The following is a 23,739-nucleotide window of genomic DNA, read 5'->3' as shown; positions in this document are numbered from 1 at the left end:
TCACTGCCGCAGCATTGGGGTACGCTAGCGAACCAGCGAGGTGATATGTTCAAGCAGCTTATCAGGGTGCTCACCGGACAAACGCGCATCAACCGGTAAGAACCACCAGTTATCTTCGGCAAAAGCACGGCATTTCACCGCGTCTTTTTCCGTCATTACCAGGGTCTGCCCTTCACCGACCAACGCCTGAACGTCAGCAGGGGCGAGCGTTTGATGATCGGCCAGCGGGACGCACTTTTGCGGATGCGCGCCACAGGCTTCCAGCGTCGCGAAAAAGCGCGGCGGATGACCGATGCCCGCCATCGCCACAATATTGCTCAGTTGCGCCACATCGCAACGCGCTCCTGTACGTAAGTTCACCGCCAGTCCAGGCGCTAGCTGCATGGGTATTTCGCCTGCCCGGGCGACGCCGCCATTCACGATAGCGGCGTCTACGGTTTTCAGGCGACTGGCGCGTTCGCGCATAGGACCGGCAGGAAGCCACCAGCCGTTGCCAAAACGGCGCACGCCGTCAATCACCACAATTTCAATATCTCGCGCGAGTCGGTAATGCTGCAACCCATCGTCGGTGATAATAATCTGCACATTATGCGCCGCCAGAATCGCTTTCACCGCCGCGGCGCGTTCAGGCGCTACCGCGACAGGCGCGCCGGTCCGTTGATAAATCAATACCGGTTCATCTCCCGCTTCTGCGGTTGTCGTCTCCGGCGTCAGGAGCAGCGGATAAGCGGCAGCTTTCCCGCCGTAGCCGCGGGAAACGACCCCCACGCGCACGCCACGCTGTTGCAGCTTTTCCACCAGCCAAATAACTACGGGGGTTTTACCGTTACCGCCAGCCGTAAGATTCCCTACCACAACCACCGGTACCGGCGCTCGCCAGGCGCGTTTAAAACCAAGCTTATAGCTCAGACGAATCGCCCCGCTCACCAGGCCATACAGCCAGGAGAGCGGCAGCAGTAACCGCCATAGCGGGGATTCACCCGACCAGATACGCGCAATCATTGGCCAAATTGCATCTTATGTAGCTGGGCGTAAACGCCGTGTTGCGCCAGCAGCTCGCTATGAGTGCCGCGCTCAACGATAATGCCGTCTTCGACTACAACGATCTCATCCGCCTGTTCGATGGTGGAGAGACGATGCGCAATCACCAGAGAGGTACGGTTTTTCTGCAGCTCATCCAACGCGGCCTGAATAGCACGTTCAGATTCGGTATCCAGCGCGGACGTAGCTTCATCAAGGATCAGAATCGGGCTGTCGCGCAGTAAGGCGCGGGCAATCGCGATACGCTGACGTTGACCACCGGAAAGCAGTACGCCGTTTTCGCCGATGATGGTATCCAGGCCATTATCCATCTTGTTGATAAAGTCCATGGCATAGGCCATGCGCGCCGCCTCTTCAATCTGCTCGCGGCTATATTCTTCCGTCCGGGCATAAGCAATGTTATTAGCGACCGTGTCGTTAAACAGATGCACGTTTTGCGAAACCAGCGCCACCTGATTACGTAGCGAGGCCAGAGTGTATTCGCGTAGATCGTGACCATCCATCAGGATGTGTCCTTCATCAATATCGTAGAAACGGGTGATCAGGCTGGCGATAGTTGATTTACCCGATCCGGAACGCCCCACCAGCGCCACGGTTTTCCCGGCAGGAATTTTCAAATTGATATTACGCAATGCCGGCACTTCACGGCCCGGGTAAGTAAACGTCACATTGCGGAATTCGAGATCGCCGGTCGCGCGGTCAATGACACGTTTACCTTCATCTTTCTCCTGTTCGCTGTCCAGAATCGCAAACAACGTCTGACAAGCCGCCATCCCACGCTGGAACTGCGCGTTAACGTTTGTCAGCGATTTTAATGGACGCATCAGCGCAATCATGGAAGAGAACACCACGGTGATGGTCCCAGCCGTCAGGCTATCCATTACGCTTGGGAAGCTCGCAGCATAGAGAACAAACGCCAGCGCCAACGAGGCAATGAGCTGAATGATAGGATCGGAAATTGACGAGGCAGAGACCATTTTCATGCCTTGCAGTCGCATCTTATTGCTGACTTTATCAAAGCGTTTAGTTTCGACTTCCTGACCGCCAAAAATCAGTACCTCTTTGTGTCCTTTCAGCATTTGTTCAGCGCTGGTAGTCACTTGTCCCATCGTGTTCTGCATATTTTTACTGATGCTGCGGAACCGCTTTGAGACAACGCGAATCGCAATCGACACAATCGGCGCTAAAACAACCAGGATGATCGACAGCTGCCAGCTGTAATAGAACATCATGATAAACAATCCGATGATCGATGCCCCTTCACGCACCACGGTAATCAGCGCGCCAGATGAAGAAGAGGCAACCTGTTCTGAATCGTATGTAATACGCGACAGCAGCGTACCGGTAGACTGTTTATCAAAGAAGGCGACGGGCATTCCCATCATATGGCCAAACAGGCGACGGCGCATGGTCATTACCACCTTGCCTGACACCCATGAAATACAGTAGCTGGAGATATAGCTAGTGATGCCTCGTAATATCATCAGCCCAATAACCACCAGCGGCATCCACAGCAACACTGAGCGATCCGTTTTACCGAAACCATCATCCAGTAATGGCTTGAGGAGCGATAGCATGAAGGTATCGCTGGCTGCGTTGAGAATTAACGCTATGCCCGCCACGATCAGACCTGCTTTAAAAGGCGCTATGGTTGGCCACAGTCGGCGGAAGGTCTGCCACGTAGAGAGATCTTTATCGTTATGCATTCAAAAAACCAGCATTTGTTGAAATAGCCGCATATTCTACCCGTTATCCTCGGACACGCCAAACCACTGATGATACCAGCGAGGTAAAATTTGATCCCGCAAGCCTTGTATGCGCCAGCCCTGCGGAGAAAACCGCAGCGAAATTTGCCCCTGGTGGGGTGTATCAAACCACTGATACGCCTGTTGTCGGTAGCGCTGTTTTACCTTGCGGGACGGCAGCCGCCATGCGTTATAGCGCGATGCGGACGCCAGCGCCGCTTCACCATGTACGCGCTGAATAAATGGTAACGACGACGACGTATTACTACCATGATGCGGCACCTGGATAAACGTCGCCGCAAGATGTCGCCAGTAACGACTTAGCATTTTTTGTTCAGCGCCCGCTTCAATATCGCCCGTAAGCAGGATGCTATGTACGCCGTCATCCACTTTGACCACACAGGAGCGGTTATTTCCTCGATCGGCACTTTCGCGTAACGGCCAGTGCGCCTGAAACGTTAGCCCCTGCCATTGCCACTGCTCGCCGCGAAAACAGGGCAAATGTCCCTGCCAGCCTAACGGGCTGCGAATCCACATTGACGGCCAGATCCGCTGTAGCGAACGCAGCCCACCCCGATGATCCAGATGCTCATGACTCAAAATAACGCCCTCCGGCGTCAGATTATGCCAGCGCAACCAGGGAATAATAACCTGTTGCCCGCTGTCGCCCTCCGGCCATGCCCGACCGGTATCGTAGAGTATTACTTTATCGCCCCTGACGATCGCTATCGCCAGCCCCTGACCGACATCCAGCATATGCACCTGCCATCCGCTGGCGTTTATCGGTCGCCAGAGTGGCCAGCTCATCAACAATAACCCGCATAAACAGACCGCCGGCCAGGTACGCCAGACGTTTAATCGCCACGCGATAAGCATTAGCCAGGGCAAAAACGTCAGCCACTGCCAACGGTTATCAATATTCACCCAGCCCTGCGGTAAAGCATTCAACAGGTAAAATAGCGCGGCTAACGCGCGATCGGTCAGGTACCATACCCACTCTTCAAGAAAAAACGGCCCGGTTAAATGCAGAATCATTCCCGCCAGGATGAGTGGAACCGTCACAAATGTGACCCAAGGTACGGCAAAAAGATTCGCCAGCATTGCGGTAACGCTTATGCCATGAAAAAGCGCCACCTGGAGAGGCAAAAGCAGAAGTGTAATGCCTGCCTGTAGGTGAAGCAGGTTAAGCAACCAGCGTAAGCCCCGTGGAAAATTTCCGTTTGGCGCAGGAAACCACTGATACCAGAATAACAGGCCGGCAACCGCAAATGCTGACAGCCAAAGACTTTGTGATATAACCGCCACAGGATCGGCGAAAATAATCGCGGCCAGACAGCAGCACCAGACTTGCCAGCCGCTCCACTGTCGTCCGCTTAATTTTAATCCTCCCCAGACGCTCAGTGCCGCCACCGTGCGCAGCGCAGGCGGTTGTAAGCCGGTAAGCCAGGCATAACATATCGCGCAAAGAATGCCGCCCAGCAATGGCGTCTGCCAACGAATCCATCTGACCGGCAAAAAGAATTGTCCGCCACGGATTAATCCGGCAGCCAATAACGCAGCAAAAGCGATATGCAGGCCGGAAATCGCCATCAAATGGGCAGTCCCCGTATCGCGCATAACGGCCTTCACCTCCTGCGACACCGCTCCCCGCTCCCCCATTCCCAACGCCAGAATAACCTGCTGCCACGGATAAGGCGCAAGCGTAGCGCGAAGCGAAGCAAGATAGCGCCCACGCAAGCTACACTCAGGGTTAATCGCTTTAGCCTGTAGAAAACGCCCGGTCAACGGTTGGTGCTGCGCCAGCGCGTAACGCTGGCTATCAAAACCGCCTTCGTTAAGCTGTCCGTGTACCGCTCTGACCTTCAGCGTCATCGCCCACTGTTGCCCGGCACACACTTCCGTGGGTAAGTACTGGCCATGCAGGACAATCCCTACAGCAGGAAAGAGCGGCTTTCCACGCAAATGGGTGATTCGCCCATAATGAGTGGTCATATGATCGGTGGCAGTAATGACGACTGTCGCCTCCTGCGTCGCGGCGGGCAGGACGTTTCCCGCCCAGATGGCCTGCCTGGCGGCAAATATCCCCCACATGAAAAAGAGCAAGGTTAATGCCGCGTAGCGCGCATAGTGATGGGGTATGAGGCAAAGCAAACATGCCAGACAAAACAGCACCGCGAGAATCCACGTGTCAGGTAATACTGGCAATATCATGAGCGGAAGTATGCCGCATACTACGCATACGCTGACCGTCGTTATCTTCATAGACACCTCCCTGTGCGGGAAAGTGTGCAGGTTCAGGACGCCATTGTCTGGAGGGGATTTTGTACTATACGGCGCGGATTCCAGGTTTTTTACCTGATAAATGTAAGACGCAGCAAAAAATGCGAAACGTTTTCCAGTTTTCGGTCGAATAGCGTTTGCGCCTGACGGCGTATAAATGAAAAAAGCACCCTGACGGTGCTTTTTTCGGGTTCAAGTTTTGCGTTAAAACTTAACCGTAAATATTGGCGCGATCGCGCAGTTCTTTACCCGGTTTAAAGTGAGGAACGTATTTTCCTTCCAGTTCCACTTTATCGCCGGTCTTGGGGTTACGTCCGGTACGAGGCGCGCGGTAATGCAAAGAAAAACTGCCGAAACCGCGGATTTCAATACGCTCGCCCTGCGCAAGAGTCGAGGCCATATGCTCCAGCATCTCTTTTACCGCGTCTTCAACCGCCTTAGCGGGAATGTGAGATTGCTGGGTTGCAAGTCTTTCAATCAATTCTGACTTGGTCATGATTCCTCCGGTTCCTTAAAGGCAAATTGGCTGCAGCCGTGAGATTGATTAAGGGCGGCCGTAGCCGCCCTTAGTGCTTGATTACAGGCCGAAACCTGCAATCTGTCAAGTAATCTCGTTATACTTCGGACTAAAAGGCCCGAAGTTTCAGAGGATTACTCGCCTTTAGCTGCTTTGAATGCTTCAGCCATTGCGTTGTTAGAGAAGTTTGCATCTTCCTGTTTGTTAACAGTTGCGATGGCATCTTTCTCGTCAGCTTCGTCTTTCGCACGAACAGACAGGCTGATTGCGCGGTTTTTACGATCAACGCCGGTGAATTTAGCTTCAACGTCGTCGCCAACGCTCAGAACCAGAGTCGCATCTTCAACGCGGTCACGGGATGCTTCAGAAGCACGCAGGTAACCTTCAACGCCGTCAGCCAGTTCTACGGTTGCGCCTTTCGCGTCAACTGCAGTGACTTTACCGGTTACGATAGCGCCTTTCTTGTTCAGAGCAACCCAGTTGTTGAACGGATCTTCTGCGAGCTGTTTAACGCCCAGGGAGATACGTTCACGTTCTGCGTCAACCTGCAGAACAACTGCAGCGATTTCGTCGCCTTTTTTGTATTCACGAACTGCTTCTTCGCCTGCAACGTTCCAGGAGATGTCAGACAGGTGAACCAGGCCGTCGATGCCGCCGTCCAGGCCGATGAAGATACCGAAGTCAGTGATAGACTTGATTTTACCTTCAACGCGGTCGCCCTTGTTGTGGGTTTCTGCGAACTGCTGCCACGGGTTAGATTTGCACTGCTTCAGACCCAGGGAGATACGACGACGTTCTTCGTCGATATCCAGAACCATCACTTCCACTACGTCGCCAACGTTAACCACTTTGGACGGGTGGATGTTTTTGTTGGTCCAGTCCATTTCGGAAACGTGAACCAGGCCTTCAACGCCTTCTTCGATTTCAACGAAGCAGCCGTAGTCGGTCAGGTTGGTCACGCGACCGGTCAGTTTGGTACCTTCCGGATAACGTTTAGCGATAGCTACCCACGGATCTTCGCCCAGCTGTTTCAGGCCCAGGGATACACGGGTACGCTCGCGGTCGAATTTCAGCACTTTCACGTTGATTTCGTCGCCAACGTTCACGATTTCGCTCGGATGCTTAACGCGTTTCCAGGCCATATCAGTGATGTGCAGCAGGCCGTCAACGCCGCCCAGATCAACGAATGCACCGTAGTCAGTGAGGTTCTTAACGATACCTTTAACTTCCATGCCTTCCTGCAGGTTTTCCAGCAGCTGATCGCGTTCTGCGCTGTTTTCGGATTCGATAACGGCACGACGAGAAACCACAACGTTGTTACGTTTCTGGTCCAGCTTGATTACTTTGAATTCAAGCTCTTTGCCTTCCAGGTGCAGAGTGTCACGCACCGGACGAACGTCTACCAGAGAACCCGGCAGGAACGCGCGAATACCGTTCAGCTCAACAGTGAAGCCACCCTTAACTTTGCCGTTGATAACACCGGTAACAGTTTCAGCATCTTCGTAAGCTTTTTCCAGCGTGATCCATGCTTCGTGACGTTTAGCTTTCTCACGAGAGAGCAGAGTTTCACCGAAGCCGTCTTCTACTGCATCCAGAGCAACGTCAACTTCGTCACCAACCTGGATTTCCAGTTCGCCCTGGGCGTTTTTGAACTGCTCAGCCGGAATGGCAGACTCAGATTTCAGACCGGCGTCAACCAGTACTACGTCTTTGTCGATAGCAACAACAACACCACGAACGATGGAACCCGGGCGGGTTTCGATTTCTTTTAAGGATTCTTCAAAGAGTTGAGCAAAAGATTCAGTCATGTTTAATCTTCAGGTTTCATATTTAACGTCCACCTGGCTCCGTGCCGGATGGGGTTGTTTAACATACCCGCTGTCAATCCTTTGCAACGGGGGTACTACAAATTCGGTCGCATTTAAGCGAGAGCCAATTTTTGGCGCGCATATTGTAACGCTTTTTCAATCACTTGCTCAATGCTTAATCGGGTAGAATCCAAAACTAATGCATCAGCAGCAGGAACTAACGGCGCTACAGCGCGATTACGATCGCGATCGTCGCGTTCCTTGATCTCGGCCAAAAGGCGTTCAAAGTTAACACTAAAGCCATTCTCCTGCAACTGTAGCATACGTCGATGCGCACGTTCCTCCGAGGAGGCGTCAAGGAAAATTTTTACCGGCGCATCCGGGAAGACCACGGTCCCCATATCGCGTCCATCGGCGATTAAACCAGGCGCTTCGCGGAATGCACGTTGGCGGCGAAGAAGCGCTTCGCGCACGCGTGGGAATGCCGCCACCTGGGATGCCGCGTTCGCGACTTCCTGCGTACGAATTTCACCGCTAACGTCCTCGCCTTCCAGGATAACTTCCAGGTTGCCGTCCGTTGAGACGAAACGCACGTCCAGATGGGACGCCAGCGGCACCAGCGCATCTTCAGAGGCGAGATCGACATGGTGGTGCAATGCCGCCAGCGCCAGTACGCGGTATATCGCGCCGGAATCCAGCAGATGCCATTGCAATGCTTCCGCCATTGCTTTGCACAAGGTGCCTTTACCTGCACCGCTTGGGCCATCAATGGTTATTACCGGGGCAATTGCCGTCATCTTTATCTCCTTAAACAGGCGTACCGTTAACGTAAACGCCGCGCATTATACGCGCCAACGCTCGCGACCGTTAACGTTGCGTGCAAAAACCAGTTTTGTCTGTAATCAGATGCGGAATAATTGCGCAATTATAGCGGGCCGGCGAGAAACCAGCCCGAAAGATGACAATGATTTACTTTTTATCTTCGGCAATTCTGTCGCGCATATGCTGCGCGCGATCGGCTGAGGCCGGGTGGGAGTCCATCAATGATTTTGCATGACCTGCGTCCATTGTGGCGAATTTATCGAATGCCGTGACTAAGCCCTGGGTGTTAATCCCGCGTTTTTTCAGCAGATCGTAAGAGAAGTCATCCGCATCCGACTCCTGACTGCGAGAAAACGCCGAATTGATGACGCCTTCCGCCAGATCGCCCAATTGAGACTGGGAAAGCTGCGCTGCGACGCCGCTGGTGGCGGAAATCGCATCGCGAGCCGCCAGCGTGGCATAGGCGGTCTGCATTGCCTTGCGGGAGTGCCCTAAAGAGACATGGCCCAATTCATGGCCCAGTACGCCTTCAATTTCATTATCGGTCATCAGATCCATCAGGCCGGAGTATACGCGAACGCAACCGTTCGCCATCGCCCATGCGTTGATATCGCTGGTCATATAGACTTTATAGCTAACCGGCGTACCGTCAATGTTGTTACCCAGCGCTTTGGCGATTTTGCTCAGACGTTTGGTGTATTTGCTTTTCGAACCTGCCAGTTGATTCTCGCTGTCCATTTGTTTACAGGCATTATTAGATAATGCCTTAACATCCGCATCGGACAGTGTGGCGGCTTTGTAGGCTGACATGCCGGAACTGGCGATTAAATTGCCATTCACGCCATTTTTACATCCTGCCAGTAGCGTGGCGGAAATCGCCACCGCCAGTAGTAATGATTTATTTTTCATACTAATCTTCCGTTGATAACTATTATAAAAAACACATAAATCAATGTGTTAAATCATCAACAAATTAGCATTAGTCATAATTATAAAAATAGTGCGAATACGGACTCGGCGCGCCAGCCCGTCGACTGGCGCAACAGAAGACTTAGGCAGGCGTACTCATTCGCGCCAGTTGTTCGAAATAATCAGGGAACGTTTTTGCGGTACATTTCGGGTCCAGGATCGTAACTGGCGTATCGGACAGTGCGACCAGTGAGAAGCACATCGCCATACGGTGGTCGTTGTACGTGCCAATATCCGCGTGTTGGAGCTTCGCCGGCGGCGTGATACGAATATAGTCGTGCCCTTCTTCGACTTCAGCGCCCACTTTACGTAGCTCGGTCGCCATCGCGAACAGGCGATCGGTTTCTTTCACTCGCCAGTTATAAATATTGCGCAACGTCGTGGTTCCTTTCGCAAACAGCGCCGTGGTGGCAATCGTCATCGCCGCATCCGGAATATGGTTCATATCCATATCTATGGCGTGCAATTCGCCGCGCGTGCAGGCAATAAAATCATCGCCCCAGGTAATGGTCGCGCCCATTTTCTCCAGCACATCGGCAAAACGAATATCGCCCTGCATACTTTTGCGGCCAATTCCGGTCACTTTTACCGTGCCGCCTTTTATCGCCCCGGCGGCGAGAAAATAGGACGCTGACGAGGCATCGCCCTCGACCAGATAGCGACCCGGAGAGTGATACTGTTGACCGCCCTTCACGACAAATTGTTGGTAGTGATGGTTCGTTATCTCCACGCCAAAGGTTTTCATTAAATTTAGCGTGATATCGATGTAAGGCTTTGATACCAGTTCGCCTTTAACGCGAATAGTTGTGTCTTCAGGCGCCAGCGGCGCCGTCATCAGCAGAGCGGTCAGGAACTGGCTGGAAACGCTACCATCAACCTCAATGTCGCCGCCGGTAAAACCGCCGCGCAGACGCAGGGGCGGATAGTTTTCCTGCTCCAGGTAATCAATATTCGCCCCGCCCTGGCGCAGCGAATCAACCAGATGGCCTATCGGACGCTCTTTCATACGCGGTTCGCCGGTTAACACTATCTCATTTTGCCCCAGACATAGCGCTGCCGCTAACGGACGCATCGCGGTTCCGGCATTACCGAGAAACAGTTCCAGAGCGCCTGGCGCACGTAATGCGCCGCCATTACCCGTGATATCACAGCGGGTGCGATCGGCAGAAAGGGTGTAATTGATCCCCAACGCGCTCAGGGCATTGAGCATATGGCGGACGTCATCGCTATCCAGCAGATTCGTCAGAACGGTTTTACCACAAGCTAAAGCCGCCAGGAGCAAAGCACGGTTTGAAACACTTTTGGAGCCAGGTAAATTAATGGCGCCATCGACCCGCGCGATGGGTTGTAACGTCAGGGATTCCATGAAACTCAACTCTCAAAAAACAGAAATAAAAACCCCACAGACTGGCCGTGGGGATGAAAAAAGAAATGTATTAGCCGTGGCGACGCTCAAAATCGATCATGAAATCGGTCAGCGCTTTCACCCCTTCAATCGGCATGGCGTTATAGATAGAGGCGCGCATACCACCAACAACACGGTGCCCTTTTAAGGCGTGCAGACCGGCGGCGAAAGACTCTTCCAGAAAGACCTTGTCCAGCGCATTGTCCGCTAACTGGAACGGAACGTTCATCCGCGAACGGTTGGCCTGTGCGACATCGTTACGGTAGAAATCGCTGTTATCAATCACACCGTACAGCAACTCCGCTTTTTGCTGATTGATTTTGTGCATCGCCGCCACGCCGCCCTGCGCTTTCAACCATTTGAATACCAGACCGGAAAGATACCAGGCGAAAGTCGGCGGCGTATTAAACATCGAGTCGTTATCATTCAGGACGGTGTAGTCGAGGATGGACGGGCAGCTCTCATGCGCCTTGCCTAACAGATCCTCCCGGACGATAACCAGCGTCAGTCCTGCCGGACCGATATTCTTCTGCGCGCCAGCATAAATTACGCCATAGCGAGAGATATCCAGCGGCGCAGACAGGATGGTAGAAGAAAAGTCCGCCGTGACGACCACCTCCGGGCCAAAATCAGGCGTTTCATCGATGGCGATGCCGTCAATAGTCTCATTCGGGCAATAGTGTAAATAAGCGGCGTTATCGGAAAGCTGCCACTCGCGCATCGGTTTTACGGCACGTTTGCCGTCAACGGTGATTTTGGCGTCGATAATCTGCGGCGCACAGTATTTTTTGGCTTCTTTGATGGCGCTCGCCGCCCAGTAACCAGCATCGACATAATCCGCCGTGGTTTTATCGCCCAGCAGATTGAGCGGCACGCCAGCAAACTGCCCGCGACCGCCGCCGTGACAAAATAAAACTTTATAGTTGGAGGGGATATTAAGGAGATCGCGAAAATCCTGCTCCGCCTCTTCAGCGACCTGGATAAACTCTTTGCCTCGATGGCTAATTTCCATTACCGACGTACCAAGACCGTGCCAGTCACGCAGTTCCTGTTGCGCCAGTTTAAGTACTTCCGCCGGTAGCATCGCCGGACCTGAACTAAAATTAAAGACCTGAGCCATTTCCCCTCACCACGCTGCATTGTTTCCTGCCTGACAGACATCAGGCAAACGTTATTCATGTGAATATCGGTTTTATCATTCAGTGACACGCGCCGCAATGGGTAAAACAATGCGAGGAGAAAATGCGGCATGCGTCACACAACAGAATCTTCCGGATTAACCGTATAAATCCGATATTTTCGCTGTTAAACAACGCGTTTAGCCCGGCTTGCCTTCGTCCATTCTGGATTTGCGCAGCGCGGACATAATTGCTTCTCCCCGACATTCATGCGTATCACTTCACTGCAACGTACGCAGGCATAGTCGCCAGCCTCCGGCGCCACGATAAAGCGTGGCGTACAGTGCTCAGGAAGAATGCTTAACCCCGGCTTAACGTCTTTATTTTCAAAGAAATAGACGCTGATTTGTCCGTTTGTCTCCAGGATGGCCAGTCTGACTTGCCCCAGTTGCTCAACGCCATTCAAGCGAAGCTCCATAAAAAACTCAAACTCCGTCATGTTCGAGCGCTGCAGTTTTTCCCACGCCAGTTCGCCGTCTTCAACAATGACCACCGACTTGCCTTCCAGCAGATCTTCCAACTTTTCACTATGCGCCATCAGCCACATGACCAGGCGATAGAGCAGCGCCAGGGTGATGAATACCACCAGAACAGGGAGCATCGGAACGTCATCATAAAACGCGACGTCGCCTGCCGCCGACCCCAATGTCAAAATGATCAGCACTTCAAAAAGCGACATTTGCCGTACGCCGCGTCGTCCTGTCACCTTTAAGAAAAGAAACACCAGAACAAAGGTGTAAAAGCTACGTAGCGCCACTTCCCCCAAAAACGCTACCGGCACGTTATCCAGCGCCATTCGTTGCAAATCAAATGCTTTCATTTTTTATGCTCTTCCTGTGAATTCCAGTGTAAAAGCATAGCCAATACTTTTATTTCCGCCGATGTCCCGGCGAGATAGCGCCCGTCACATAAAACCCGTATCATTGCGCGCTTTCCGTACGACAAAAGTGATTTTCATGACGCAAACATTTATTCCCGGCAAAGACGCCGCGTTGGAAGACTCCATCGCCCGCTTCCAGCAAAAGTTACTCGACCTCGGCTTTCACATCGAAGAGGCCTCCTGGCTGAACCCGGTGCCAAACGTCTGGTCAGTGCATATTCGCGATAAAGAGTGCGCGTTATGCTTTACCAACGGAAAAGGCGCGACCAAAAAAGCAGCGCTGGCCTCGGCGCTGGGCGAATACTTCGAGCGTCTGTCAACCAACTACTTTTTTGCTGATTTCTGGCTTGGCGAAACGGTCGCCAACGGGCCATTCGTGCATTATCCGAACGAAAAGTGGTTCCCGCTGACTGAAAATGACGACGTACCGGAAGGCTTGCTTGATGCCCGTCTGCGCGCGTTTTACGATCCGGAAAATGAACTCACCGGAAGCCAGTTAATTGATCTTCAGTCTGGCAATGAAGCACGCGGCGTCTGCGGCCTGCCATTTACCCGTCAGTCCGATAACCAGACCGTGTATATTCCGATGAATATCATCGGCAACCTGTACGTCTCTAACGGAATGTCCGCCGGCAATACGCGTAATGAAGCCCGCGTTCAGGGACTGTCGGAAGTCTTCGAGCGCTATGTGAAAAATCGCATCATTGCAGAAAGTATCAGTCTGCCGGAGATTCCCGCAGAGGTGATGGCGCGTTATCCGGCGGTAATGGAGTCGATCGCCACGCTGGAAGCCGAGGGTTTCCCGATTTTCGCCTATGACGGCTCGCTGGGCGGTAAGTATCCGGTTATCTGCGTCGTGCTGTTCAACCCGGCTAACGGTACCTGCTTTGCTTCTTTTGGCGCCCATCCTGACTTTGGCGTTGCGCTGGAACGTACAGTGACCGAGCTACTCCAGGGACGCGGACTGAAAGATCTTGATGTCTTCACGCCACCAACGTTCGATGATGAAGAAGTCGCGGAGCACACTAATCTGGAGACCCACTTCATCGACTCCAGCGGCCTGATTTCCTGGGATCTGTTCAAACAGGACGCCGATTACCCGTTCACGGACTGGAGTTTTTCCGGCACTACCGAAGAAGAATTCGCCACGCTGATGGCCATCTTTGCTGCTGAAGATAAAGAAGTTTACATTGCCGATTACGAGCATCTCGGCGTATACGCCTGTCGTATTATCGTACCGGGAATGTCTGATATTTATCCTGCCGAAGATCTGTGGCTGGCCAACAACAATATGGGTAGCCATCTTCGTGAGATTCTGCTTTCGCTGCCCGGTAGCGCCTGGAATAAAGAAGAGTATCTCAATCTGATTGAACAATTGGATGAAGAAGGTTTTGACGATTTCACCCGCGTGCGTGAACTGTTGGGTCTGGCGACCGGAGCGGACAATGGTTGGTATACACTGCGCGTCGGCGAATTAAAAGCAATGTTAGCGTTAGCGGGCGGCGATTTGGAGCAGGCGCTAATCTGGACAGAATGGACGATGGAGTTCAATTCGTCGGTCTTTAGTCCGGCACGCGCAAACTATTACCGTTGCCTGCAAACGCTGCTGCTCCTGTCGCAAGAAGATGCGCGTCAGCCGCTGCAATATCTCAATGCTTTTATAAAAATGTATGGCGCAGAGGCTGTAGAAGCCGCCAGCGCCGCGCTTAGCGGTGAAGCGGCTTTTTATGGACTACCGGCTGTCGACCACGATCTACAAGCGTTCCCGGCGCATCAGTCCTTGTTAAAAGCGTATGATAAATTACAGCGCGCGAAAGCGGCATACTGGTCAAAATAAGGCCATATGAATGACTTAGGGTAGGTTTACCCTCTCGGCTGCGTTATATTACGGGGCACCTTTGCGGCCCCGTTTTATTTATTTTCACTAAACGGCGAAAAATGTAATAACAAGGTTAAATATTGGTTGTTGACATTAAATTAATTGACATAGTGATGTTACTTTATTTGTTGATTACTCCATATTAATTAACCGTGCAGCAGGAGGAGCCAGGAAAAAATTCAACTCTATTTATAATTTTTAAAATTTATTTTTATTAGGATAATCAAAAAGTTACACCGTAATTGCATAAAAGCCATGCGACTTACGGGCCTATAAGCCAGGCGAGATATGATCTATATCAAATTCTCATCTATAATGCTTTGTTAGTATCTCGTCGCCGACTTAATAAAGAGAGAGTTAGTGTGAAAGCTGACAACCCTTTTGACCTTTTACTCCCTGCAGCAATGGCCAAAGTGGCTGAAGAAGCAGGCGTCTATAAAGCAACGAAACATCCGCTTAAGACTTTCTATCTGGCGATTACCGCCGGCGTATTCATTTCAATTGCCTTTGTTTTTTATATTACTGCGACAACCGGTACTGGCGCGATGCCTTATGGCATGGCGAAACTTATCGGGGGTATCTGTTTCTCTTTGGGACTGATTCTCTGTGTTATTTGCGGCGCTGATCTTTTCACCTCTACTGTTCTGATCGTTGTAGCTAAAGCTAGCGGTCGCATCACCTGGGGGCAACTGGCTAAAAACTGGTTAAACGTCTATTTTGGTAACCTGATTGGCGCTCTGCTTTTCGTGTTACTGATGTGGCTTTCCGGCGAGTATATGACTGCCAACGGTCAATGGGGACTTAACGTCCTGCAAACCGCCGACCACAAAATGCACCACACTTTTATTGAAGCTGTCTGCCTCGGTATTCTGGCGAACCTGATGGTTTGTCTGGCCGTGTGGATGAGCTACTCAGGTCGTAGCCTGATGGACAAAGCGTTCATCATGGTACTGCCCGTCGCCATGTTTGTCGCCAGCGGTTTTGAGCACAGTATCGCAAACATGTTTATGATTCCTATGGGTATTGTAATACGCGATTTCGCTACACCGGAGTTTTGGACCGCAGTCGGTTCGTCTCCGGAAAGTTTTTCTCACCTGACCGTGATGAGCTTCATCACTGATAACCTGATTCCGGTCACGATCGGTAATATTATCGGCGGCGGTTTGTTGGTCGGGTTGACATACTGGGTCATTTACCTGCGTGGTAACGAGCATCATTAATCTGTTGATGCCCATTACACGCAGTAAATAAAAAATCCACTTAAGAAGGTAGGTGTTACATGTCCGAGCTTAATGAAAAGTTAGCCACAGCCTGGGAAGGTTTTACCAAAGGTGACTGGCAGAATGAAGTAAACGTCCGTGACTTCATTCAGAAAAACTACACTCCGTATGAGGGTGACGAGTCCTTCCTGGCTGGCGCTACTGACGCGACCACCAAGCTGTGGGACAGCGTAATGGAAGGCGTTAAACAGGAAAACCGCACTCACGCGCCTGTTGACTTTGACACCTCCGTTGCTTCCACCATCACTTCTCACGACGCTGGCTACATCAACAAAGCGCTTGAGAAAATTGTTGGTCTGCAGACTGAAGCTCCGCTGAAGCGTGCGATTATCCCGTTCGGCGGCATCAAAATGGTTGAAGGTTCCTGCAAAGCGTACAATCGCGAGCTGGACCCAATGATCAAAAAAATCTTCACCGAATACCGTAAGACCCACAACCAGGGCGTATTCGACGTTTATACTCCGGACATCCTGCGTTGCCGTAAATCCGGCGTTCTGACCGGTCTGCCGGATGCGTATGGCCGTGGTCGTATCATCGGTGACTACCGTCGCGTAGCGTTGTACGGTATCGACTACCTGATGAAAGACAAATTCGCGCAGTTTACGTCTCTGCAATCCGATCTGGAAAACGGCGTAAATCTGGAAGCGACTATCCGTCTGCGTGAAGAAATCGCTGAACAGCACCGCGCTCTGGGTCAGATCAAAGAAATGGCGGCTAAATACGGCTGCGATATCTCTGGTCCGGCGACTAACGCTCAGGAAGCAATCCAGTGGACTTACTTCGGTTACCTGGCTGCGGTTAAATCTCAGAACGGCGCAGCAATGTCCTTCGGTCGTGTATCCACCTTCCTGGATGCGTACATCGAACGTGACCTGAAAGCAGGCAAAATCACCGAGCAAGACGCACAGGAAATGATTGACCACCTGGTCATGAAACTGCGTATGGTTCGCTTCCTGCGTACTCCTGAATATGATGAACTGTTCTCCGGTGACCCGATTTGGGCAACTGAATCAATCGGTGGTATGGGCGTTGATGGCCGTACTCTGGTTACCAAAAACAGCTTCCGCTTCCTGAACACCCTGTACACCATGGGTCCTTCTCCGGAGCCGAACATCACCGTTCTGTGGTCTGAAAAACTGCCGCTGAACTTCAAGAAATTCGCCGCTAAAGTCTCCATCGACACCTCTTCTCTGCAGTACGAGAACGATGACCTGATGCGTCCGGACTTCAACAACGATGACTACGCTATCGCATGCTGCGTAAGCCCGATGATCGTTGGTAAACAAATGCAGTTCTTCGGCGCGCGTGCAAACCTGGCGAAAACCATGCTGTACGCAATCAACGGCGGCGTTGATGAAAAACTGAAAATGCAGGTTGGTCCGAAATCCGAACCGATCAAAGGCGATGTTCTGAACTTCGACGAAGTGATGGATCGCATGGATCACTTCATGGACTGGCTGGCTAAACAGTATGTCACCGCGCTGAACGTTATCCATTACATGCACGACAAGTACAGCTACGAAGCCTCTCTGATGGCGTTGCACGACCGTGACGTTATCCGCACCATGGCGTGTGGTATCGCAGGTCTGTCTGTTGCGGCTGACTCCCTGTCTGCCATCAAATATGCGAAAGTTAAACCGATTCGTGACGAAGATGGTCTGGCTATCGACTTCGAAATCGAAGGCGAATACCCGCAGTTTGGTAACAACGACGCTCGTGTAGATGACATGGCGGTTGACCTGGTAGAACGTTTCATGAAGAAAATTCAGAAACTGACCACCTACCGTGGCGCTATCCCGACGCAGTCTGTTCTGACCATCACTTCTAACGTTGTGTATGGTAAGAAAACTGGTAACACCCCGGATGGTCGTCGTGCTGGCGCGCCGTTCGGACCAGGTGCTAACCCGATGCACGGTCGTGACCAGAAAGGCGCTGTCGCTTCTCTGACCTCCGTTGCTAAACTGCCGTTTGCTTACGCGAAAGATGGTATTTCTTATACCTTCTCTATCGTTCCGAACGCACTGGGTAAAGACGACGAAGTTCGTAAGACTAACCTGGCAGGTCTGATGGATGGTTACTTCCACCACGAAGCGTCCATCGAAGGCGGTCAGCACCTGAACGTCAACGTCATGAACCGTGAAATGTTGTTGGACGCGATGGAACATCCGGAAAAATATCCGCAGCTGACCATCCGTGTATCTGGTTACGCAGTACGTTTTAACTCCCTGACGAAAGAACAGCAGCAGGACGTTATTACTCGTACCTTCACGCAGACCATGTAATGGGTTTGACTGAAATTACGCCATAAAAAGCGTACAAAAAAGGCTCCATATCAGTGGGGCCTTTTTAATTTTTATAAAAGCATATTTCGACAACCAGAATTTTTACTTATAAATAAAGTGTTATTATGTGATCTATATATTCTTCTCAGAATAGCATCAATTTCTCTTTTATTATTTTGATACTCCTCATAATCCTTATTTAATGCATCTGAAAACAGCATGGTGTTAGCTTCTGTAAAATCACATGACAATGACGGTATATATCCATGTAGCAGATAGATAAGTGTTGGATGAACCATATCAAACAGGACTTCTCCCTCTAATTCCCAGTAACCTATTTTACAAAATTGGGTAGAAATCTCAAAAGACCCCATTTGAAGACAACGTAGTTTATCCATCTCATCCTCAGTAAGCGTACCATTCCATTCAACACATGCCATTTTTCTATTTTCTCCAGATCGCATAAGCTTATAAACCTCATCCCTAATTTCATCATCCTCATTAACTTTCTGCCTAAGGTTAAAAGCAAAGTTTTCTAATAATTCTGGATAGCAAGCAATTTTTTCTCCATACTTAATACATGCTTTAAAAAACAACTCTTCCTCATCTTCTTCCATCACTTTAAAAATACAGTTTTCTGAAACGTTGAGGATACGATGCAAATTACATTTATCAATAACCCTGCCATCAATCTCAAATAAAACTTGTGTCTGACTCACATCAAAACGCATAACAAAGCGGTCTTGTTGAGATGGATTAGCATATTGTTTTAATTGTGCAAAGGCATATATCTTCTCCATGCCGATTGTATCAACATTAAGTTCAGCTTGATTTTCACGTTCACATCCATGGATGAGTGTGTATAATACCTCCAGCACCTCTCTTTTTTTATGTGTTCTGAAGTAGTCCTTAAATCTATCCCATAACCCCATGTATAGCGCTTCTTCTTTATCAGGACTCATCAAACGGGCTAGCCGTGAAGCATTAACTTCATAGTTATGACGATTACCAAAACTTAACGCAACTGGCATAATAACTCCCTTGATTATTTACCGCGAAAGCAAAATAATTTAATCCGTTGCTCTCATTTTTTGATTAAAACCACACTCTATTTAAGAGATTGAATCAGTCCGGGTTTAGAAATGACATCAGATTTACACCTGATAACACGTTGAATGCGACGCCAGGCGCTGTACAGCGCATAACGTTCTTTGGACACATCTGAATTATGTTGAGAATTATTTTCGTTCTGACTACAAAAAAACGGCGCCAACCATTTGAAAAAAGAGGCGGATCATAAACAGCAAAACCAGGACGCTATGGATGATACACTTACAGTATGTATTGCGGCTCGGGCGTTAAACAGAGGTACCGGGCTGATGAATGAGCCACAATTTCTGGCGGTGCGAGTTATGCAGCATAGATTTGCCGTATATTTTATACTGAATAGAGGTAAAATAGCTCCATTGCAGCACATTCTGGAACAGCCACACATTCTGTAGTCCAAAATTTACGCTCGCAGTACCGCTTTTTTACAGGATGCAACCCCCTTACCAGGGTGCTCAACATGCCCGGAATGTGTCCATAAACCCCATGTTATTTAGAGCTAGCCGAAGCGATATGAGTAACTTAACCGATTGTATTACAAATGAAAGTGTTGCAGTAACTGCTGATAAAAAGCCGGTTATTGGTCGCATTCACTCCTTTGAATCCTGTGGCACCGTTGATGGCCCAGGCATCCGCTTTATTACCTTTTTCCAGGGCTGCCTGATGCGCTGCCTGTATTGCCATAACCGCGACACATGGGATACGCATGGCGGTAAAGAAATCACCGTTGAAGACTTAATGAAAGAGGTGGTGACCTATCGGCATTTTATGAATGCTTCTGGCGGCGGCGTGACGGCATCCGGCGGCGAGGCCATTTTGCAGGCAGAATTTGTACGCGACTGGTTTCGCGCCTGTAAAAAAGAAGGTATCCACACCTGTCTCGACACCAACGGCTTTGTGCGCCGTTATGACCCGGTGATTGATGAACTGCTGGACGTTACCGATCTGGTGATGCTCGATCTCAAGCAGATGAATGATGAGATCCACCAGAATCTGGTCGGTGTCTCTAATCACCGGACGCTGGAATTCGCGCAGTATTTATCAAAGAAAAATGTGAAGGTCTGGATCCGTTACGTTGTCGTTCCCGGCTGGTCTGACGACGATGATTCCGCGCATCGCCTGGGTGAGTTTACCCGCGATATGGGTAATGTCGAAAAAATCGAACTGCTGCCCTATCATGAGCTGGGCAAACATAAATGGGTGGCAATGGGCGAAGAATATAAACTGGATGGCGTGAAGCCGCCTAAAAAAGAGACCATGGAGCGTGTAAAGGGTATTCTTGAGCAGTATGGTCATAAAGTGATGTATTAATCGCCTGCTATCTTATCCGCTTTTAAACGGCTACCCATGACGGTAGCCGTTTTGCTGTATGGGTAACGCTCTTACCGCTAAAATACCCGACTCCGCCGTCAGACAGGCCTGGTTAACAATATTGCGCTTACCAGGTATTACGCTTATCTGCTGCTGGGTTGAAGGTCTGACAACTATTGCTGACCCGGTGCCTGTTAATACCATGGTCTCCGCCTGGAACCCAGGCACCTGTGACCTTAAAAGGCGCTCGCCTGACAGGAGCGCCGTGGAAAAGAGCGTAGTTATGTGTTTCTACGCGCCAGCAGTGGGAAAATTAATCCCAACCCGACCAGGACAAAAGGCGTCACGATGTTCAACGTCAGCTGGAATGTCCACTCCGGTGTGAACGCCTCCATTTTGGGGAAAATACCGGTAAGGCAGGCAAACGCGGTGAAGGCAAAACACCATATTCCCACAGTTAACGCCAACGCCCGGTTGCGAATAAACACATATTCGGGTTTGTACTTTTGCGCCAGTCGAATGACAGCAATAAAGGCGACAAATACCCACAGATAGCGCAGCGGCATAACAACTGAGTTGAGATTAAGCAGCCATTTGTACAGGTTGTTCATATCGCCGATGCCAAGCGTTGGCAACATAATCAAGATAGCGACCAACACCAATGTCAGCAAATAACCGTTAACTGGCGTACCTGAAGCGTTAGTACGACATAAGCGCTGCGGGATATATTTACTGTCTGCATCACCCAGCAATACTTTTAGTGGCGCATCAATAGAAAACACCAGCGCGGCGATTTGCCCCAGAGTATTGGCAATGGCATAAATCACCATTAATGAATTACCCATATGGTAATACTCACCCAATTTCTGGAATGCATAATATTGCCCATTGGTCATTAAATCGTCAGGTATATGCCGGGAATCAAACATCATTCCCATCGCCAACGAACCGAGGATAGCGCAGACCGCAACCATGACGGCTAAAAAGAGCATCCCCTTCGGAAATTCTTTTCCTGGATTCCGCGTCTGGTTGACATAAGGCGAGATCTTCTCTGCCCCACCAACCGCAAAGACCAACATAGAGATAGTGGTGATATAGGTAAAATCGATATGAGGAATAAATGACTGCCAGGTGATGTTTGCGGTCGCAATTTCAACGTTTGTAATTGCTGGCGCGGTCACTGCCATCACAACATATAAAATTGACATGATAAACATGGCAATCCCGGCCACAGACCCAACAACCTTTAGCGATTTCATCCCCCTGGAAGCAACCCACATAAAGAAAACAAACAATGCCAGCGTCAGCCCCTGCAAGGCAACGACGGTATATTCTTTTATCAACGAGCCGTCGCCTTTTAAAGCCCATCCCAATGCAATGAGTATCGCCTGCGGCTTTTGCGCCAGGTAGGGAATATGCACGACCCAATAAGTCCATGCCGCAAGGTAAGCCAACCCCGGCCCCATCGTATGCTTAATCCAGGTACTGACGCCCCCTTTTCCCTCTTTGAAGGTTGAGCCCAGTTGCCCCACGATTAAGGCATAAGGAATAAAATAGAGCGCAAAAATAAACACCCAGGAGAAGACAACCACTAACCCCTGGTTAGCATAGTTATTGACAACATTGCCGAATCCCCAAACGGTAATAAACGACATCAGGGCGATGTTGTACCATCGCAACTGTTTTTCCTGCACATTCGGCATAACGTGATCCTTCGTGAACACAATGCTATTACTATAAATGAAGCGGGGAATTATGCGCGGTAAAGACGAAGAGAGAAAATAGAGGAGCGCAAAATTATAACCTTCGGCACATTTTATTTTTCAGTAAAGCAAGAAAATTATGCAGGTCAATTATTTTACGTAAAACATAAACAAAGAGTATGCAAGACTCACGTCCTGCATACGATTCAGAGAACAGTTAGATGTGGGCGACAGGATTAGGCGTCTGGCCGGCGTTACGTAACAGCATCAGCAGATAAATAAACGATACGCTGGCGATCATAATAAACAGCAGATTATCTGAATAATTCTGCATTAACATCGCAGCAAAAGACGGCCCCAACAGGCTCCCTACTGTATAACTTAACAACAGTGCCTGGTTCATTGCCACAAGCTGGTGGTGTTCGACTTTTTCACAGGCCCAGGCCATTGCAACAGGATAAAGCGTAAAACCCGCCGCCCCCAGAATAAACAGAGCTGGCGCCATCGCCGCCTGGGTTAACATGGCAATACTACCGAGTATGACAACGAAGACCTGTACGCGTAACACCAGCAAGCGACCAAATTTGTCCGCCAGACGTCCCATTGGCCATTGCCCCAAAATGCCGGCGCTCACCAGCACCGCCATCCAGAAACCGATGCTGGCGTTAGCCATCCCCTGATGCTTCAGATATAACGGCATCAGGCCATATAATGAACCAAGAACAATGCCGGAAATAATGCAACCATTCACGCCAAGACGCGCCTGGCGTAGCTTCAGCATGGCGCTAATAGAAGAGGAATGACGTGCCTGCGTTTGCTGATTTACAATTCGGGTAAAGAGTAGCGGCAGAATTCCCGCCAGAATCATTCCGGTCACCCAGGGAAGGACGTGCAGCAATTCACCAGATACTTTACTGACCAATAATTGTCCAAGGAAGGTCCCCATGTAATAGACCATCATATAGGCAGCCAGCAGGCGCCCGCGATTATGCGAGGTTCCGCTGCACATCAACGCGCTTTCGACAACCACCCAAATCATGGCGCAGCCGATACCGGCAATAAAACGCCAGCTCATCCAGCTCCAGAACCCCACCATCACGCCCAACCCGACACAACCCGCGGCGAAGATCAGCGAGGCAAGATAATAGCTACGGTTAAACCCAATGCGTTTAATTAAATACCCGGTAAATAACGTCCCGACCAGATTGCCGGTAAAATAAGACGAGCTGACCATCCCCACCTGCCAGGTCGGAAGGTTTGCCTGAGCAAGCCACAGCGGCACAAGCGTATTCAGTACCGCAATGGCCAGGGTCAACAAAAGTAGCCCGCACAGCAAAAGCATGACGGGACGGGTATAGGTGGACATGAATAAAAACCGTGAGGAAGTTCAAATTTCATGCGCATCATGCCATCGCCAAAAACATTGTCAATCGGCTCCGCATGGGCGATCCGCAAGTTTTGAGACTATCGATTTGATTTACTTATTCTGCACGTGAATATATTAAAAGGCTAAAAAATCATCCCCTTGTTTT

The 23,739-nt window shown here is 50.4% G+C and carries 17 protein-coding genes and 1 pseudogene; 5 read left to right on the top strand and 13 right to left on the bottom strand.

Annotation, left to right across the window (positions count from 1 at the left end):
* Positions 1-24 precede the first annotated feature (24 nt).
* The 10 genes from lpxK to NAZ64_RS15240 all read right to left on the bottom strand — a co-directional run bounded on the left by lpxK (position 25) and on the right by NAZ64_RS15240 (position 12,585).
* Positions 25-1,002 (bottom strand): tetraacyldisaccharide 4'-kinase, encoded by a 978-nt coding sequence (gene lpxK / locus NAZ64_RS15285; RefSeq protein ID WP_220569313.1) that lies wholly within the window; start codon positions 1,000-1,002, stop codon positions 25-27.
* The gene (msbA, locus tag NAZ64_RS15280; protein ID WP_000551246.1) at positions 999-2,747 is read right to left on the bottom strand and encodes a lipid A ABC transporter ATP-binding protein/permease MsbA; all 1,749 of its coding nucleotides are present in this window, start codon (positions 2,745-2,747) and stop codon (positions 999-1,001) included. The genes lpxK and msbA overlap by 4 nt, the downstream gene beginning before the upstream one ends.
* Positions 2,748-2,783: 36 nt before the next feature.
* On the bottom strand, positions 2,784-5,048 hold the full coding sequence (locus NAZ64_RS15275) for a ComEC family protein (protein WP_220569314.1): 2,265 nt from the start codon (positions 5,046-5,048) through the stop codon (positions 2,784-2,786).
* Positions 5,049-5,277: 229 nt separating this feature from the next.
* On the bottom strand, positions 5,278-5,562 hold the full coding sequence (ihfB, locus tag NAZ64_RS15270; protein ID WP_000167332.1) for an integration host factor subunit beta: 285 nt from the start codon (positions 5,560-5,562) through the stop codon (positions 5,278-5,280).
* A 155-nt stretch (positions 5,563-5,717) separates the two neighbouring features.
* On the bottom strand, positions 5,718-7,391 hold the full coding sequence (rpsA, locus tag NAZ64_RS15265) for a 30S ribosomal protein S1 (RefSeq protein ID WP_000140324.1): 1,674 nt from the start codon (positions 7,389-7,391) through the stop codon (positions 5,718-5,720).
* Positions 7,392-7,504: 113 nt separating this feature from the next.
* On the bottom strand, positions 7,505-8,188 hold the full coding sequence (gene cmk / locus NAZ64_RS15260; RefSeq protein WP_000125007.1) for a (d)CMP kinase: 684 nt from the start codon (positions 8,186-8,188) through the stop codon (positions 7,505-7,507).
* Between the two features lie 172 nt (positions 8,189-8,360).
* The gene (loiP, locus tag NAZ64_RS15255; RefSeq protein WP_000792301.1) at positions 8,361-9,122 is read right to left on the bottom strand and encodes a metalloprotease LoiP; all 762 of its coding nucleotides are present in this window, start codon (positions 9,120-9,122) and stop codon (positions 8,361-8,363) included.
* A gap of 142 nt (positions 9,123-9,264) precedes the next feature.
* Positions 9,265-10,548: a 3-phosphoshikimate 1-carboxyvinyltransferase gene (gene aroA / locus NAZ64_RS15250; protein WP_000445190.1), complete on the bottom strand. Its 1,284-nt coding sequence runs from the start codon at positions 10,546-10,548 to the stop codon at positions 9,265-9,267.
* 70 nt (positions 10,549-10,618) lie between these two features.
* The gene (serC, locus tag NAZ64_RS15245) at positions 10,619-11,707 is read right to left on the bottom strand and encodes a 3-phosphoserine/phosphohydroxythreonine transaminase (protein WP_000079586.1); all 1,089 of its coding nucleotides are present in this window, start codon (positions 11,705-11,707) and stop codon (positions 10,619-10,621) included.
* Between the two features lie 185 nt (positions 11,708-11,892).
* Positions 11,893-12,585, bottom strand: coding sequence for a DUF421 domain-containing protein (locus tag NAZ64_RS15240; protein ID WP_000642868.1), 693 nt, complete (start codon positions 12,583-12,585; stop codon positions 11,893-11,895).
* 136 nt (positions 12,586-12,721) lie between these two features.
* Between NAZ64_RS15240 and ycaO the strand changes: the two genes are divergently transcribed.
* The 3 genes from ycaO (at position 12,722) to pflB (ending at position 18,086) form a co-directional block, all read left to right on the top strand.
* Positions 12,722-14,482, top strand: coding sequence for a 30S ribosomal protein S12 methylthiotransferase accessory factor YcaO (gene ycaO / locus NAZ64_RS15235; RefSeq protein ID WP_220569315.1), 1,761 nt, complete (start codon positions 12,722-12,724; stop codon positions 14,480-14,482).
* Between the two features lie 404 nt (positions 14,483-14,886).
* On the top strand, positions 14,887-15,744 hold the full coding sequence (focA, locus tag NAZ64_RS15230; RefSeq protein ID WP_000642539.1) for a formate transporter FocA: 858 nt from the start codon (positions 14,887-14,889) through the stop codon (positions 15,742-15,744).
* 59 nt (positions 15,745-15,803) lie between these two features.
* On the top strand, positions 15,804-18,086 hold the full coding sequence (gene pflB / locus NAZ64_RS15225) for a formate C-acetyltransferase (RefSeq protein ID WP_001292799.1): 2,283 nt from the start codon (positions 15,804-15,806) through the stop codon (positions 18,084-18,086).
* 71 nt (positions 18,087-18,157) lie between these two features.
* On the opposite strand, the gene sopD2 is transcribed toward pflB, so the two are convergent.
* Positions 18,158-19,117 carry a type III secretion system effector SopD2 gene (gene sopD2 / locus NAZ64_RS15220; protein WP_079944626.1) on the bottom strand — a complete coding sequence of 320 codons (960 nt, stop codon included), beginning with the start codon at positions 19,115-19,117 and terminating at the stop codon, positions 18,158-18,160.
* A gap of 190 nt (positions 19,118-19,307) precedes the next feature.
* Between sopD2 and NAZ64_RS15215 the strand changes: the two are divergent.
* Both NAZ64_RS15215 and pflA read left to right on the top strand, forming a co-directional pair.
* Positions 19,308-19,588: pseudogene (locus tag NAZ64_RS15215) on the top strand (cytoplasmic protein).
* 118 nt (positions 19,589-19,706) lie between these two features.
* Positions 19,707-20,504 carry a pyruvate formate lyase 1-activating protein gene (gene pflA, locus NAZ64_RS15210; protein WP_000067928.1) on the top strand — a complete coding sequence of 266 codons (798 nt, stop codon included), beginning with the start codon at positions 19,707-19,709 and terminating at the stop codon, positions 20,502-20,504.
* 281 nt (positions 20,505-20,785) lie between these two features.
* Here pflA and NAZ64_RS15205 read toward each other — a convergent pair whose 3' ends face one another.
* Positions 20,786-22,207 (bottom strand): APC family permease, encoded by a 1,422-nt coding sequence (locus NAZ64_RS15205; RefSeq protein ID WP_001134260.1) that lies wholly within the window; start codon positions 22,205-22,207, stop codon positions 20,786-20,788.
* Positions 22,208-22,424: 217 nt separating this feature from the next.
* Positions 22,425-23,573, bottom strand: coding sequence for an MFS transporter (locus NAZ64_RS15200; protein ID WP_000109271.1), 1,149 nt, complete (start codon positions 23,571-23,573; stop codon positions 22,425-22,427).
* Positions 23,574-23,739 lie beyond the last annotated feature (166 nt).

This window comes from Salmonella sp. A1325 (assembly GCF_056991255.1).
This window is presented reverse-complemented; position numbering and strand designations above follow the sequence as displayed.

Bases quoted from the DNA above. Each gene is read 5' to 3' on its own strand.
- lpxK (WP_220569313.1), bottom strand. From the start codon at position 1,002: ATGATTGCGCGTATCTGGTCGGGTGAATCCCCGCTATGGCGGTTACTG.
- msbA (WP_000551246.1), bottom strand. From the start codon at position 2,747: ATGCATAACGATAAAGATCTCTCTACGTGGCAGACCTTCCGCCGACTG.
- NAZ64_RS15275 (WP_220569314.1), bottom strand. From the start codon at position 5,048: ATGAAGATAACGACGGTCAGCGTATGCGTAGTATGCGGCATACTTCCG.
- ihfB (WP_000167332.1), bottom strand. From the start codon at position 5,562: ATGACCAAGTCAGAATTGATTGAAAGACTTGCAACCCAGCAATCTCAC.
- rpsA (WP_000140324.1), bottom strand. From the start codon at position 7,391: ATGACTGAATCTTTTGCTCAACTCTTTGAAGAATCCTTAAAAGAAATC.
- cmk (WP_000125007.1), bottom strand. From the start codon at position 8,188: ATGACGGCAATTGCCCCGGTAATAACCATTGATGGCCCAAGCGGTGCA.
- loiP (WP_000792301.1), bottom strand. From the start codon at position 9,122: ATGAAAAATAAATCATTACTACTGGCGGTGGCGATTTCCGCCACGCTA.
- aroA (WP_000445190.1), bottom strand. From the start codon at position 10,548: ATGGAATCCCTGACGTTACAACCCATCGCGCGGGTCGATGGCGCCATT.
- serC (WP_000079586.1), bottom strand. From the start codon at position 11,707: ATGGCTCAGGTCTTTAATTTTAGTTCAGGTCCGGCGATGCTACCGGCG.
- NAZ64_RS15240 (WP_000642868.1), bottom strand. From the start codon at position 12,585: ATGAAAGCATTTGATTTGCAACGAATGGCGCTGGATAACGTGCCGGTA.
- ycaO (WP_220569315.1), top strand. From the start codon at position 12,722: ATGACGCAAACATTTATTCCCGGCAAAGACGCCGCGTTGGAAGACTCC.
- pflB (WP_001292799.1), top strand. From the start codon at position 15,804: ATGTCCGAGCTTAATGAAAAGTTAGCCACAGCCTGGGAAGGTTTTACC.
- sopD2 (WP_079944626.1), bottom strand. From the start codon at position 19,117: ATGCCAGTTGCGTTAAGTTTTGGTAATCGTCATAACTATGAAGTTAAT.
- pflA (WP_000067928.1), top strand. From the start codon at position 19,707: ATGAGTAACTTAACCGATTGTATTACAAATGAAAGTGTTGCAGTAACT.
- NAZ64_RS15205 (WP_001134260.1), bottom strand. From the start codon at position 22,207: ATGCCGAATGTGCAGGAAAAACAGTTGCGATGGTACAACATCGCCCTG.
- NAZ64_RS15200 (WP_000109271.1), bottom strand. From the start codon at position 23,573: ATGTCCACCTATACCCGTCCCGTCATGCTTTTGCTGTGCGGGCTACTT.